Raw genomic sequence first — 14,443 nt, forward strand, 5'->3', positions numbered from 1 at the left:
TCGCCCCCGGCGCGGCCGCACCCCAATCCGAGGTTCGATCCATGAAGATGTTCCTGATCCCGACGATCGCACTGCTCGCGGCCAGCCCCGCACTGGCACAGACGCAGCGCGATCCCGGCGCCGCGCTCGCCAATGCGGACGCCAATCGCGACGGCGTGATCACCCGCGCCGAATTCCGGCAGTCGCGCGCCGCGCGCTTCGACAAGGCCGATCGCAACCATGACGGCGCAGTCAGCCGCGACGATTTCAAGCGGCTGGCCCGCTTCCGGCCCGAGGCCATGGAGCGCCTCAACGCGCTGATCGCCGAGGCCGATGCCAATGGCGACGGCCGCGTCACGCGTGACGAGCTCGCCAAGGCGCCGATGCCGATATTCGACCGCGCCGATGCCAACCAGGATGGCAAGGTCGACCAGGCCGAACTCGTCGCCTTCAAGGCGAAGGCCGCCGAACTTCGCAAGCAGCGCTGATCCATGGAATTCGCGCGCTCTCCCCTCTGGCTGGGAACGATGCTGCTCCTGGTGCTGGCCGAGGCGGGCTGGCGCCTTGGAAGACGGCGCGGTTATGACGGCCGCGCAGTGCTCACCACGCTTGGGCTGGTGCTCGGCAATATCCCGTTCGCGGTGCTGAACACGGTCGTGGTCGGCTCGGTTTTCATGGCTGCGGCCCGCCTGACACCGCTTCACTGGCCCGTGAGCCACTGGGGAACCTGGGCAGCCGGCTTCATCGCGGTCGAGTTTGCCTATTACTGGTTCCATCGCGCCAGCCACCGCATCCGCTGGATGTGGGCGACGCATTCGGTCCATCATTCAGCCGAGCAGTTCACGCTGCTCGCCTCGTTGCGGCTGGGCTGGACCAATCTCTTCTCGGCCGGCTGGCTGGTCTATCTGCCGCTCGTGCTGCTTGGGCTGCCGCCGTTCGTGCTGGTCGCGCTGCTCACGCTCAACCTGCGCTACCAGTTCTTCCTGCATACCGAGGCAGTGGGCCGGCTCGGACCGCTCGAATGGGTGTTCAACACGCCCGCGCATCACCGGCTGCATCATGCGTCGAACCAAGCCTATATCGATCGGAACTATGGCGGCACGCTGATCCTGTTCGACCGCCTGTTCGGCACGCTCGCGCGCGAGCGGGACGACGAGGCGATCCGCTATGGCCTCGCGCATCGGCCCGCTACCGCCAATCCGGTTCGGCTCGCATTTCGCGAATGGGCAATGATGGTGGACGAAGCCCGCCGCGCGCGCGGCCTGCGCGCGAAGGCAACCGCGCTGATTGCAATGCCCTGAATCGAGGAATTGTCATGATCCAGACCCTGTTCATCGCTGCCGCGCTGCTGACCGCGCCGACAGCCCATGCCGCGCCCGCCGATGCGATCACCACCTGTGACGCCAAATGGCATGACACTGCGCGCGACCGCGACGTGCCGGTGCGCATCCGGATGCCGGCCGGTACGAGTAGGGTGCCGGTAATCCTGTTCAGCCACGGGCTGGGAGGTTCGCTCGACGGCGGGACCAACTGGGCGGTAGCCTGGGCGAAGACAGGCTTCATCGTCGTCAATCTCCAGCACCCGGGAAGCGACCGCTCGATCATCGGGTCGGGCAGGATCGCGGCGGCGATGGCGCCTGCGCAGCTCGTCGCGCGCGTCGATGACGTGCATTTCGTGCTCGATGAGCTCGGCCGCCGGCCGCGCGAGGGAGCATGCGATCTGCGACGCGCGGACCTCGCCCATGTCGGGATGTCCGGCCACAGCTTCGGCGCGCACACGACCCAGGCGATCGCGGGTCAGCGCTTTCCCATCGCCGGGATCGCCGCCGACCCGCGCGTCAAGGCCGCGATCGCTTTCAGCCCTTCGCCGCCAATGCAAGGATCCGACGCCGCCGCTTTCGGCGGGGTCACCATTCCGTTCTTCTCGATCACGGGCACCGAAGACGCTGCACCGATCACGCCGAACATCAGGCCCAGCGATCGGGAGCGTCCGTTCCGCGCGATGCCACCGGGCGGGAAATACCTGCTGGTGCTAGCGGGTGCCAATCATATGATGTTCAATGCGCAGGACAGGCTGCGCGGACCGGCATCCACCGCCACGCCGCATATTCGCGACACCGTGGTGGCGGCAACGACTCTGTTCTGGCGCGCAACGCTCCTCGGGGACACGTCCACTGGTGCCGCGCTTGAGCGGTTTGGAGCAGTCCTGCCCTCCGAAGATCGGTTCGAGCACAAATAGCTCGTCCTGACGGTTGCATCGGGCCGAGCGACTGCTTCGCGCCCTCATTTCCGACATTAGTCCTGGCGCTGAGCGATCCCGAAAGCCGCCGTTCGCTCAGGTGCGCCCTGACGGCAGCTGTTGGGTAGGAAAACCGACATTCACCCCGCGACAGGTTCCTGTGCAGCGCGGTTTATAAGATTGAGCTTCGTCTGAGTGTCGTCGGGTTTCATCAGCAGTAAATCCAAGTCCCTATGCTGTCGCTGCAGCTCAGACTGGACCCACGGGTGCCTTAGAATGGCATCTTCAACACTCTGCGTGAACGCCGCGCCCTGCACGGCTCGCCCGGCACAGAGGTCAGCGGCTTCATACGCGCGGAGGGATGCCAAAACCGCATTCTGAACATCGCCACCAGCGGCATAGAGAAGAGCATAGATTGTGCAGGCAATCGCGTCTGCGTAAATGAGATCGGACAGGTCAGTACAATCGTCTTCGTCGGGAATTGCAGCGATGAGCTGTGCTTCGAGCTCTGCCACGTCGCCTATGTCACAGCCGACAGCACACTCGCTCAACCGATCCACGGCGAAACGTACAAGGGTTGTATCGATACCGTTCGCCTGTGATGCTGCCGTCAAACGCGTTGCGCAAGCCGTGGCAAACGCCACTCCCGCCTGCCGCGGAATCGAGGCCAAATTGCCGGCTAGAGCGGTTAGATTATGCGTGAGTGGGTCTGCGATCACGCCCCTCGTTATAGCGTAAGCGCGACGACCGCTAATGAGGCCTTATCTGACTGACAGGACTCGGCACTCGTCAACGGCTTGCGGAACGACCGGAGTTGGGTGTTGGCGGACGCACGTCTTGACGGCACTACGGTTGTCTGAGACCAATCGCCCATGCTCTCAAGCTTGGTTTGGCTCAAAAGAGGCCTTCTCCTATTCGCCGTAGTTATCGTGTTGAGGAGGCTTGCAGAACAGCGACCGGAACAGCTGGCCATAATCCTGTTGGTCGGGGGTATTTTCGTTGCCGTTGTCGTCGCTGGCTGGCTGTACGCGATGAGGCGTGAGCGCTGAGCAATGTCCGCAAATGGGGCGCTTCTTGCCCGACCGCTTCCGGCAGCCCCCATGAGATCACGAATGACGGAGATGGGTGGTTAGCTGTCGTTCGGCTCTTCGTCGCCTTCGCCACGAAATAACGCATCGACATCCTCTGGTCTCATCCGCTTCAACTTTTCGTCGAGCTCATGGTCGAACCCCCGGTCATTAGGCTCCACGCCCTTTTGCGCCTTCCGCCCGATCTGGCGAAGGTAGTGTGCCGTCGCGGCCGCCAAGCGCTGTTTCTTTTCGGGTATTTTCACGGAGCGAGAATATCACGGCGAAGAATGTTCGCAACCGGGGCGCATCCTGCCCGTCTGTCTTGACAGTGCCTTGCGGTCGCGAACGACGGAGAGTGGGTGGTTGGCAGTCATTAAGAATCGGCTGTTACCAAGACCTGATGATCAGGACGCCTCATTATTTTACGAAAACGCTATGTGTTATCTTGATTGGGGGCTCGGTCACCGGATGTGTTCGTTGGAAACCAGAGATTAGCAGCCCCATAAAGCTAACAAGGGCCTGTCCCTTCAAACAAGCGCCTACCGTGACGGAATATGGCAAGGCCGGTGCGTACGCGATGTATCATTACATCGTTCAAGGCGCGCCTGCCGAGGAGATCAAGGCCTTCACCGCCGACAGGATAGCACACGGATTTGCTGTCGCGATGGTCACGGTGAATTTGAATGGGAAGGACACATTGTTCGTCCGAGGCGCAAAAGCGATGCGCAATCAGGCCCAGATCGACGAAGAGTTCAATGCTGCTTGTGGAGCGGGTTCTGAACGCGTGTACCTGACACACGTTTTTCATCAGCTGTTCGACCCCAATGATCCCGACCCGACATCGGTACGCGTTCGCTGATCCAGCCGCTGCAGGAAGATTTGCTTGCCTGGCAGATGCCAACACGGCCCACGTCTGCAACTGGGGCGATTCTTGCAGGACCGCTTCCGGCGGCTCTTTTTTTGATCACGAACGGCGAGGATTGGGTGGAAAGCGGACATTGCATCGCCGCTGTTACGCGGCGATATTTTGCGTAATGTGGATATCAGATTCAAGGAAAAACGGTGGAACACTATCTCCTGGACGAAGGTGAGCTTGATGATGCGATGATTCGGCGCTGGGCATTCGATCCCGACGCAGAGTTGGCCCAGCAGGATGAGGACCTTGCCCTCCACGATTGGCGGTTTGCAGAAACTGTCTTAGATTTAGCGGCAAGCCCAAGCTGCCCAAAAGCAGAATATGTTCTAAATATCTGGGAAGATTTTACGCGGAACCATACGGTTCATCAGGTTCCGTCCGATCTAATGGCAGCGCGCCATGCTCTGGTTCTCGCTGAGAAATACAGGACACACAGCGGCGTAAAGCGCTGGATCGCTGATCAAACCCAGCGCCTCTCGTACGTAGATGGAGTGGGGATCACCGATCGTGTCAAGGCGCTGGCGATTGGAGACAGCTTGCTTAATGGTGCTAGTCGTTCCTGCACGATAGAGATCCTTCGCGAGAGCGTCACTGCCTTTCTGGTACAAATGTCGGTCCCGCGTGGCGCACATAAAGAATGGCTGTTAATCGATAAACAGACCGGAAAGTTTCGCTATAGTCGTTTATGGCGTGATACCGAACCCGAGCCGAGATGGTTCGACCCAAGCCGGTAACGAAGTTGAGACGCCAAATGTCTGCAAGTGGGGCGCTAGCCGACCGTCGGGATTCGGGACCCGCCGATGGCGTGCGGAACGACTGGGACTGGGTGGTCAACTGCCAGGAGCGCTATCGCTCGATAGCCATGGTGGCTCGTCCTCGAGCGGAACGAGCAAGCGAAGAATTGCCTGCTGACGATCAGCATATTCCTGTCTTGAGCGGACATCGCCTAGATCGACAGGATGGCCTTGAAGTTTTTCCAATCCCTTCATCGCCCAATTTTGGATTTGTCGAGCGCATTGCGATGCGACCAGCTGTCTCAGTGATGCGTCTATTTTCGATGCACCCCTAACTTGCTCTTGAGCACATTTCTCGGCGGGTGAAACGTAATCTTCGCTCAAGGCGCAGGCACAGGTCGCGCCAATCAGAACCATAACCACGACCGCCTTCATCGGGACTGTATGGCAGAAGCCTGCGAACGTCCGCAAGTGGGGCGCTAACAGACAGTCCGGTTTGTCGGCCGCCACCTTGGAGCCGGATTCGGCGAATCAATCGCCCGTTAGGGTTTGTGTGTCGGGCGCCGCGATAGGCCATAAACTCATAAACGCGTCTTGCCGAAGAGGTTGGACGACGGAGCGGCGCTCCCGTAGCGTATCGGTATGTTCGCTGTTCGCCACCTGCTAGGCTTGCCACCATACGGGCCGCCCGCGCGCTCATTCCCCATGCCCGATGCTTTTCGGGAGGGTTTTGTGGTTGAGTTTGTCAGCCATCGTGGGGAGCGTTGGGTCGGCAACTTTGCCAAGGGCTGGATGGGCGGCCGGAGCGCGGTCCACTCTGAGCTCGGTTCATCCGCTGTCGTCGTCGTTGCCGAGGGCGCTGGCTACATCGTTGATGTCGACGAAATAAAGCTCGTTCGAGAAATGGCAGGGGACATCCAGTACATTTGGTTTGTCGCCGAACTTAACGCCATGATCGTCTCTAACGGTTTGTGGTTTGAGGCATTTGATGCGCATCGTTCTATATGGAGAAGCCGTCGCTTGTCGTGGGACGGTATCCGTCATATCGTTTGTTCAGACTCTGCTATAACGGGTGAGGCTTTCGATCCGACATCCGATAGCTGGCTGTCCTTCCGGGTAGAACTATCTTCCGGTGAGGTTGAGGGGGGCTCGTACAACGGTCCGCCCATGTAGGAAGCCTGCCCGGCCAGAGACAGCGCGATTGTCTTTATCAATCCGCGCGGCTCTGATGCAGCATCGGTATGAGCCGATATGATCTGACCGACTTCGAATGGCCAATTTTGGGTGGTTAGCTGCCATTCTCGGCAACTGGTCGGAAGCCGCCATTTGGCACGTAGGGCGGATCAAGTTCGCGACATTTCCACTCGTCGTATGGCGCCTTGATCCCGGGACAGGCGAACTCGGCAAGGTCATCCTTGTCAACGCCGCTCTCTCGCCCAAGATACACAGCATCAACCCCATCGCACGCGATTCCTGGCCCAGCGTCACATGCAGTCTCATGCTGGTCCACAATTACGAATCCGGCGGCCAGCAACTCCTTTACCCTGCGCGCGCTGGCATCGTTTACTGGCGCAAGCGCAGGATCAGGTTCTCGACCCCAAGGGTCTGTCTTTTTGTCTTTGGAAGTATCGCAAGCGCTCGCGAACAACGCGAGTAACAACGCGAGACGCGACAATCCGGCCACCCGAAACCACTCCAGTTGAACGAGCACGCTACGTTATTTGCGAACATCCGCAAGTGGGGCGTGAGCGGCCTGACCGGTCCTGGAGCGCATAATGGGTGGAAGACGGTCGTAGAGGATACTTTTGTGTTAAGCTGCGGTATCATATCCAGCAAATGGCCCGACCACCGCTCGGCTTTCTGCAATCCGGTCGTAGAATTCTGATTGATCAGGAAAACTCATCGCTAACTCTGGCCAGTTTTCCGAAACATATGTCTCGTATTGCGAAGCTGGCATCTGATGGACGGTAGTGGGATTGTCGGGAACAGAAAATCCCATAGCCTCAATAGCTTGGATTGCAGCCCATGCGGCGAAGTTGGCATTGTCGCCTTGGCAGAACACCTGAACATAAGCGCCAATCAGTGACGCAGGAAGTTGCTCAACCCCAGCCTTAACGTGAAGCGGGACGATCCATACTGGGGTTTGCGCAAGTGGGTGCAACGAAGCCTTAGAACGTCCAAAAAATCCCACCGCAAATCCCCTTCTCCTTCACGAGAAATGCCAGCGACGATGTCTGCAACTGGGGCGTCTACCGCCCGACCGCTTCTAGCTGGCCAAGGCGCATGCCGGCGTTTTGCTCGATGGCCAATCAAGGCCGTGGAGATGAACGATGGGACACTCGCAACATGACCCTGCCGCGCAGCATCGGCCGGCATGGAACGCCGGTAAGACGGTCGGCACCAAACGGCCCCTGACTCAGAAGCAGATCTGGGCTGTGCGCTTCTTCCTGGATCGAGAAGGCCGCCGTCGCGACAGGGCGCTGTTTGATCTGGCGATCGACAGCAAGCTACGCGGCTGTGACCTGGTAAAGATCAAGATTGGCGATATCGTTTCCGGAGCTGACATCCGAACCAGAGCTATCGTGATCCAGCAGAAAACCGGAAAGCCGGTGCAGTTCGAGCTGACAGCCGATGTCAGGGCTAGCCTGCTCGCTTGGCTTGAGCGTCGAGGCGGGGCCGTCCACGACTATGCTTTCCCGAGCCGCGTCGATCCTGCCGGCCACCTCAGCACACGCCAATATGCCAGGCTCGTGGATGAGTGGGTCGATGCCGTCGGACTTCGTCGCGCCGAGTATGGCACGCATTCGCTTCGCCGGACCAAAGCGTCGATGATCTACAAGGCTACAGGCAATCTTCGCGCAATTCAGATCCTTCTGGGCCATATGAAGATCGAGAACACGGTTCGATATCTCGGCGTCGATATTGAAGATGCCCTGATCCTTGCGGAGAGGACAGAGATCTAAGTGCAGGAGCGGCCCGTCTCGGCTGCAGATGGGCCACTCCACTGCCAGACAGCTATGCGCCCTCATTTCGGTCGGCCAGCCCGGCTTTTACGATTGCCAAAAGCTGCCGTCGGTTGCCGCCCAGCGCAATAAGCCGCTTCGCCACACTGGCGTCTGTGGTGATGCGCGTATTTGCTGAAATTTTGGATCGGCTGAAGTCGCGGCCCGACGATGGAGTTACCTTAATTACGGTGCCAGTTTACTAAATGCATGATGGTGTCGGGGCCGCAACCGCGGCGCGGAGGCGACGCACAACGTCGCACCGTCGACGCGTGGATCGAAAGCGAGGCTGAATTCGATTATTTAGCAAACTGACACCGTAATGCCGCATATTGTCCTCCAGAGGAAGATTCGTGGGGGGATGAAGACGTGTCTAGATCCGGTGGTGACGTTTTCTCCGCTGTATTGGCGGCAACATCACTTGCCGGCGCGACACTGACTTTCTCTAGCGGCGTCGAAGCCCAGGCGGGTGATCCGGCTTTCCGCGAGCGGAATTTCGCTTTTGTAGAGTCGGCCGAACCCGTCGTGATCGGGAGAAGTCCGCAGGTGCGCCTCCCCGCTTTTGTGGAGGCAGGTAAGATCTTGACGATGGCCAAGGTGAAGATGCCTGGGCCGTTGGCCGCGGAGCACGGTGAATTTGATGCTTCCGCGACGGTACGGCTCGTGGTCGGCGTCGACGGCAGCCAGACGAATTGTCATGTGGTCGAGGCCCGCATCCGGCGTGGCGTCCGTCGCGAACCGAATTCTTATCAGCCCGTATCGCTGCCGCTCTGCGAGTTCCTGCAAAAGGAAATCCGTTTCCGACCTGCCATCAATGCCGATGGCGAACCGATCGCAAGCACCGTGAAGACATCCCTGTCCTTTTCTCGATCAGCGCCCGTATTTGGGCCGCCGCCACCGGTCCTTCCGCCTGCCCCAACACCTGGCCATATTCTGTCCGAGACCGGATATTGGGAGGACCGCTCGCATTTCTGGTACAATAAATTCGTGATTTCCGAGCCGAATTGGACGGAAGCGCTGACCAATCCAGAGACGCTTCCGAAAATGGCCAGGGTCGGCGTGAGGTTAAAGCGGGTCGAAAAGGAAGGGTTCGGAACCATCGCGGCTTGCAACGTGGTCATGTCCAGTAAGGATGCCCGGTTGGACGCGGCGACCTGCAAAGCCCTGCTCTCGAGCGTATACAGTTTGAAAGAGGGCCTCGCATATGTCGGTCCGGATGATTTTCCGGTGCTTGTCGAATGGAATCGGGGCAAGGCCGCGATGACCGCGCCCGCGCTGGCGACGGTACCCAGCATGCCGAAAGATGTGACGCTCCTTCCGCGAGAGCGCCCCGCCGGAACACTGCCTGAACTGCGGATCATCCCGATGCACATCAAGCTCGACGACAAAGGCGCGCCCATAGGATGTACGGTGATCCGGTCGAGCGGGAACGATGCCTGGGACGCGGCGGGATGTCGCATCGCGCTGAAGCGCGCGCGCTTCACGGCTCCATCGGACAGCTTCGGGGCACCGGCAAATGGTTTGTACGAAGCGGTGGCAGATTGGGACGCCATGATCATCCGCCCGGGACGATAGGGCTCTTCCTTTCACCTGTTCTGGGAGCGCCCTCGTCGCTGCGAATGCCGGGCGGGGGCGGACTGCTCACGTCGGGAGTCCGCAAACGGCAGCTTTCCTTGGATCGTTTCCCGAAACCTGTCAGTCAGCAAGCGGCCCAACTCAAGCCTCAATAGGTTTATGTCCGTTTGGAAAATCAAAAGAAAATCGCTCACGGACCACCCTCCCAAATTCACACCGGGACCCACCCCTAAGCCGTAATATGAAACCCCCCATCAATCCCGATATGCTGCCCGGTGATATACCCCGCCGCATCCGACAGGAAGAAACACGTCGCCGGCGCGATCTCCTCGGGCGTCGAAAACCGGCCCAGCGGGATCGTCTCCAGATACCGGCCGCGGAATTTCTCCTGGCGGATGGTCTCGGTCATCGCGGTTTCGACCAGGCCGTAACACACGCTGTTCACGTTGATGTTGAACCGGCCCCATTCGCGCGCGGCGCTCATGGTGAGGCCCATCACGCCCGATTTCGCCGCGCCATAGTTGATCTGGCCGAATGTGCCGCGCCGGCCGGCGTCGGATGAGACGTTGACGATCGATCCGGGATTGGGATCGCCCGCCTTCGCCTTGTCGACCATATAGCGGCCGACCGCCTGGAGGCAGACGAACGCGCCGGTCAGGTTGACGTCGATCACCGCCTGCCACTGGTCGCGCGTCATCTCGGTGATCATCGCGGCGCGCACGATGCCTGCATTGTTGAGCAGGCCGTGGACATCGCCGAATGCCTCTGCCGTTTCCCGCACGACATCGGCGACGAAATCCGCGTCGGTGATGTCGCCGGCAAAGCCCTTCGCCCGGCCGGGCGCATGTCCGCTCAGGCTCTCCCGCAACGCCGCCGCGTTGATATCCACCGCGGCGACGCGTGCGCCCATCAGGATCGCATGATCCGCCAGCGCCTTGCCGATGCCCTGCGCGGCGCCGGTGACGATGATGACTTTGTCTTTAAGCGAGGCCGGGTTCTGAAGTGATGCCGGGTTCTCGATCGATGCGGGATTGTTCACGGCGCGCGCCTCTTGTGGATGTGGAAAGGGGAGGGGCGGGTCAGCTGCCCAGCATGCCCAGGATGGAGATGCTGGAGACATTGTTGTTGGGGAAACCGCCCAGATTGTGCGTCAGCGCCCTTTTGGGCCGGGTCAGCTGGCGGTCGCCGGCGCGGCCGAGCAACTGGTTATATCCCTCATAGACCATGCGCAGGCCCGATGCGCCGATCGGATGGCCGAAGCATTTCAGGCCGCCGTCGATATTGCTGGCGACTTCGCCGTCGGCGTCGAACTTGCCGGCCAGCACGTCGCGATAACCGCTGCCGGGCGTGGAGAGGCCCAGATCCTCCATCGTGACCAGCTCGGTGATCGAGAAACAGTCATGCACTTCGACCATGTCGAGCTCTCGCACCGGATCGGAAATGCCCGCCTCGCGATACGCCTTTTGCGCGGCGATCCTTGTGGTGCGGGCATGGCTGCCGTCCCAGCCATTATGCGACATCTCCGAACCGTTGCTCAGCGACAATTGCATCGATTTGACGCTGACCAACTCGCCCGTCCGGCCCAGCCGCTGCGCCATTTCCGGGCTCGCCACGATCGCACAGGCCGATCCGTCGCTGACCCCGCAACAATCGAACAGGCCGAGTGGATAGGCGATCATCGGGGCGGCCAGGATCGCGTCCTTCGAAATCCGGCGGCGCAGATGCGCCTTGGGGTTCTTCGCGCCATTCTCGTGGCTCTTCCACGATATATGGGCCATCGCCTGCTTCAGCGTGTCCATCTTCAGGTCGTGGCGCGCGGCATAGGCGCTGGCGAATTGCGCGAAGGATCCGGGCGCCGTCGCGCCCGGCTGCCACAGATCGTTGAACGTCCCCTTGCTGCGTTCGGGCAGGCCGCCATAGCCGGTGTCCTTCAGCTTCTCGACGCCCAGCGCCAGCGCGATGTCGGCGGCGCCGGCCGCGACCGCATAGACCGCGCCGCGCAACGCCTCGGATCCCGTCGCGCACAGATTCTCGACGCGCGTCGCGGCGATATTGGGCAGGCGCAGCGCATGCGACAGCGACAGCGCGGACTTGCCGAGATTCTGTTCGTCCATCGACAGGCCGAACCAGGCGGCGTCGATCTGTTCGCGTTCGATTCCCGCATCGGACAGCGCCTCGCGAAACGATTCCACGATCAGATCCTCGGCGCTGCAATCCCATCGTTCGCCGAAGCGGGAGCATCCCATGCCGATGATGACGACCTTGTCCCGAATGCCCTCAGCCATTTATCCAGCCTTTGTTGTTTGAACGGGGGCGGCCTTCCAGAAATATCGATGGAATTGCCGCTTGGGGTCCTTGTCCTTGATCCGGAACACGAAACGGACCGGCGTTCCGACGCCCAGCTCACCCGGCTCGAAATCGGTGAATTCCATCATGATCACGCCGCCATCGTCGAAGGCGACATTGCCGTACATGAGGGGCGGGTTGGGGGAGACGGCGAGCCAGTCCTCGGTAAAGGATTTCACCGTGCCGATCTTGTGCTGGAACGGCTCGTCGATCAGCGTGCCGAACTGCCGGCAATCGGGATTGACGCAGCATTGGCCCTTGGGGAATTGCCGCGTCCCGCATGCGCTGCATTGCCCGCCGACAAAGCCGGTCACCGTCTTGCGATGGCGGTTGAACGCCGACAGCGACGTCCGGTTGTCGCGCTCGGCGCGGATGCCCCAATCCACCTCGATCTGCTCGTTGAACGACAGGAAGCGCAGATAATTATGATCCTCGACGCCGCTTTCCAGCTGGCTTCGGATCGCATGACCCGCCGTCCGGCCGCCGACCACGTCGGTCGTCTCGAACAGCAGCGCCTGGCATCCCTGGGCGATGTTCACCAGCAATATGGTCTCGCCGGGGCCCGCTGCTTCCAGTGCCTGGCACAGCATGATCAGCGCATGGGCGGAACCGGTGTCGCCGCAATCCGCATCCAGCGCGTCGACCAGCCTGTCTTCGGGGATCGTGCAAAGGCCGGCGATCTGGCGTGCGGCGGCGCGTCCGGCGCCGGCGATCGCGAGATGGTGGATGGTGCCGGCGTCGCGCTCCGTCTTTTTCAGCAGCGCCTGGATCGCTGGCGGCGCGATCTTCAAATGACTCTCTTCGCGGATCCAGCGTTCCTCGAGCAGATAGTCGGTCTGCGCGTTCGCGTTGCGATAATGATCGACGAAATCCACCGATGTCGAATGCGAGGCGATAAAGCGCGCGATGAGATTTTCGGTCCCCGTCGTCACTGCCGCCGCGGCGTGGCCGAGCGAGAGCTCCTGCGCCGACGCGATCTTCGCCATCCGCCGGTCGGATGCGATGGTCAGCGCGGTCCGCTCGCTTTCGAGCGCGGTGATCAGCGCCGCGGTGCCGCACCCAAGAAATCCGGTGACGTCGGTGCAGCGGACATCGGGCGACAATCCCAGCGCTTCGTTCAATATGACGGCATTGGCGCGATCGGCGAAGGGGGGCGTCGTGCTCGCGAACTGGATCAGTTCGATGTGGGCATCTCCGGCCTGGCTCAGGCAATATCGGCTCGCTTCCACCGCCATCGTCAGGCTGTCTTCGTCATGCGCGCAGATCGTGCGCCGCCCTTTGCCCATCGACGACAGCGCCGGGTTCGCCCATTTGTTGGCATCGACGATCGCCTTTCGCGCGAGCCGCAGCCTCGGGAGATATCCCGCAATCGAGGTGATGCCTGTCCTGAACACTATTCTCTCCGTGGCGCTCTCATCGCAGCATGTCGGCCGGGCCATCGCCTCGCCGACACTCGACGGCCGCCCCGCCTGCCTAGAAACGCGCACGCTCAGGTAAAACTCGTTTAGCGGACGCGGGGCAGCCTCTCCTCCCTGCGCTTCAGCGCGGGGAGGGGGACCATGACGCGAAGCGTTGTGGTGGAGGGGAATTGCGATGCATCCGTTCACGCCGCGTCCGCCGGGATGACGACAAGAACAGTTCGACGGGCTTGTCTGAGGGGCTGATGAGATAGGAGATGTGCCGGGATGCAGGCAGTAACCTCTCTCCTCCGCGTCTCCGCGCCTCCGCGTGAATCATTCAAGCTCGGCAAACGTCCCAGGCCAACAGGATCACGCGGAGGCGCGGAGACGCGGAGGATCGCTCTCAACCGACATACCTCTTTCGCCACTTTCTTTTCGCGCCTTCGCGCCTTCGCGTGAACCCGATCACCTCGGTCGGCACCGTTCTTCGACTCCCACCCGCCAGAGGCGAGTAGCGCTTGAGCGGTTTTCCCCTGATCGACATGACGGATGCATTCGCGCATCCGCATATCGGAGAACTGGCATGGCGAACGGGTTCAACGCGCTGCTGGGCGTCAGGCATATCGGCCCGGGCGATGACGGCTACTGGATCGAGATCGAAGCGGGCGACACGCATGTCCACGACAAGGGGCTGGTGCATGGCGGCGTGATCCTGAGCCTGCTCGATATCGCGATGTCGCGCGCGGTGCGCCACGCATTGCCTCCCGACGCCTATATGCCGACCATCGAACTGGGCACGAGCTTCCTGCGGCCGCTGGCCCCGGGCATCGTGCGCGCCTGCGGCACCGTGCTTCAGACGTCGAGAACGCTGACCCGCGTGGAGGGAAAGGTCGTCGATGCCGATGGCCGCACCGCCGCCATCGGCCGCGCGACCTTCATGAAAGCGGGCTAGGCAGGGCGCTGAAAGAATTCGATCGGCCTCCCGTCATTCCGGCGAAAGCCCATTGTTATCCGGGATTTCAGGGGGGGCTTGGTGAAAGTCAGCTTCGGTGGATGAGCCTCCAATCACGTCGTCGAAATATGATTTTGATCCGTTGCCCCCGCCTCGTCATCAACTCAGATGCTGGCGAGCTGATCACGAAGCTTAGCGTTAGCGATGATGATGAGTTTGCGCATGGTTGC

Annotated in this window: 15 protein-coding genes; 9 read left to right on the plus strand and 6 right to left on the minus strand. The window is 61.0% G+C overall.

Features of this window, described 5'->3' with window-relative positions:
• The 3 genes from AC3WN8_RS29480 to AC3WN8_RS29490 form a co-directional block, all read left to right on the plus strand.
• A partial coding sequence (locus AC3WN8_RS29480) for an EF-hand domain-containing protein (RefSeq protein ID WP_492673099.1) occupies positions 1–467 on the plus strand: 467 nt, incomplete at its 5' end.
• Positions 468–470: 3 nt separating this feature from the next.
• On the plus strand, positions 471–1,280 hold the full coding sequence (locus AC3WN8_RS29485; RefSeq protein WP_492673100.1) for a sterol desaturase family protein: 810 nt from the start codon (positions 471–473) through the stop codon (positions 1,278–1,280).
• A complete protein-coding gene (locus tag AC3WN8_RS29490; protein WP_492673101.1) occupies positions 1,202–2,218 on the plus strand; it encodes an alpha/beta hydrolase family protein in 1,017 nt (338 codons plus the stop codon). Before AC3WN8_RS29485 ends, AC3WN8_RS29490 begins: the two co-directional genes overlap by 79 nt.
• Before the next feature lie 140 nt (positions 2,219–2,358).
• On the opposite strand, the gene AC3WN8_RS29495 is transcribed toward AC3WN8_RS29490, so the two are convergent.
• Positions 2,359–2,862, minus strand: a complete 504-nt coding sequence (locus tag AC3WN8_RS29495) for a hypothetical protein (RefSeq protein ID WP_492673102.1) — start codon at positions 2,860–2,862, stop codon at positions 2,359–2,361.
• Positions 2,863–3,347: 485 nt separating this feature from the next.
• Entirely contained in the window at positions 3,348–3,551 is a 204-nt protein-coding gene (locus AC3WN8_RS29500) for a hypothetical protein (RefSeq protein WP_492673103.1), read from the minus strand.
• A 281-nt stretch (positions 3,552–3,832) separates the two neighbouring features.
• Here AC3WN8_RS29500 and AC3WN8_RS29505 point away from each other — a divergent pair, with 281 nt between their 5' ends.
• The 3 genes from AC3WN8_RS29505 to AC3WN8_RS29515 all read left to right on the plus strand — a co-directional run bounded on the left by AC3WN8_RS29505 (position 3,833) and on the right by AC3WN8_RS29515 (position 6,111).
• The gene (locus AC3WN8_RS29505) at positions 3,833–4,147 is read left to right on the plus strand and encodes a hypothetical protein (protein WP_492673104.1); all 315 of its coding nucleotides are present in this window, start codon (positions 3,833–3,835) and stop codon (positions 4,145–4,147) included.
• A 203-nt stretch (positions 4,148–4,350) separates the two neighbouring features.
• Positions 4,351–4,938 carry a hypothetical protein gene (locus tag AC3WN8_RS29510; RefSeq protein ID WP_492673105.1) on the plus strand — a complete coding sequence of 196 codons (588 nt, stop codon included), beginning with the start codon at positions 4,351–4,353 and terminating at the stop codon, positions 4,936–4,938.
• 732 nt (positions 4,939–5,670) lie between these two features.
• Positions 5,671–6,111, plus strand: a complete 441-nt coding sequence (locus AC3WN8_RS29515) for a hypothetical protein (protein WP_492673106.1) — start codon at positions 5,671–5,673, stop codon at positions 6,109–6,111.
• A gap of 637 nt (positions 6,112–6,748) precedes the next feature.
• On the opposite strand, the gene AC3WN8_RS29520 is transcribed toward AC3WN8_RS29515, so the two are convergent.
• A complete protein-coding gene (locus tag AC3WN8_RS29520; protein WP_492673107.1) occupies positions 6,749–7,129 on the minus strand; it encodes a hypothetical protein in 381 nt (126 codons plus the stop codon).
• Positions 7,130–7,268: 139 nt separating this feature from the next.
• On the opposite strand from AC3WN8_RS29520, the gene AC3WN8_RS29525 reads away from it, so the two are divergent.
• Entirely contained in the window at positions 7,269–7,901 is a 633-nt protein-coding gene (locus AC3WN8_RS29525; RefSeq protein ID WP_492673108.1) for a tyrosine-type recombinase/integrase, read from the plus strand.
• A 408-nt stretch (positions 7,902–8,309) separates the two neighbouring features.
• Positions 8,310–9,515 (plus strand): hypothetical protein, encoded by a 1,206-nt coding sequence (locus AC3WN8_RS29530; RefSeq protein ID WP_492673109.1) that lies wholly within the window; start codon positions 8,310–8,312, stop codon positions 9,513–9,515.
• A 229-nt stretch (positions 9,516–9,744) separates the two neighbouring features.
• Here the strand turns inward: AC3WN8_RS29530 and AC3WN8_RS29535 are convergent, their stop codons facing one another.
• The 3 genes from AC3WN8_RS29535 to AC3WN8_RS29545 are packed head-to-tail and all read right to left on the minus strand — an operon-like array spanning position 9,745 to position 13,255.
• Positions 9,745–10,554 carry an SDR family NAD(P)-dependent oxidoreductase gene (locus tag AC3WN8_RS29535; RefSeq protein WP_492673110.1) on the minus strand — a complete coding sequence of 270 codons (810 nt, stop codon included), beginning with the start codon at positions 10,552–10,554 and terminating at the stop codon, positions 9,745–9,747.
• A 40-nt stretch (positions 10,555–10,594) separates the two neighbouring features.
• Entirely contained in the window at positions 10,595–11,800 is a 1,206-nt protein-coding gene (locus AC3WN8_RS29540; RefSeq protein WP_492673111.1) for an acetyl-CoA acetyltransferase, read from the minus strand.
• A complete protein-coding gene (locus AC3WN8_RS29545) occupies positions 11,801–13,255 on the minus strand; it encodes a 3-oxoacyl-[acyl-carrier-protein] synthase III C-terminal domain-containing protein (protein WP_492673112.1) in 1,455 nt (484 codons plus the stop codon).
• 589 nt (positions 13,256–13,844) lie between these two features.
• On the opposite strand from AC3WN8_RS29545, the gene AC3WN8_RS29550 reads away from it, so the two are divergent.
• On the plus strand, positions 13,845–14,213 hold the full coding sequence (locus tag AC3WN8_RS29550; protein WP_492673113.1) for a PaaI family thioesterase: 369 nt from the start codon (positions 13,845–13,847) through the stop codon (positions 14,211–14,213).
• The last annotated feature ends 230 nt before the right edge of the window (positions 14,214–14,443 follow it).

The organism is Sphingobium sp. FW305-3-2-15-F-TSA7 (assembly GCF_058787155.1).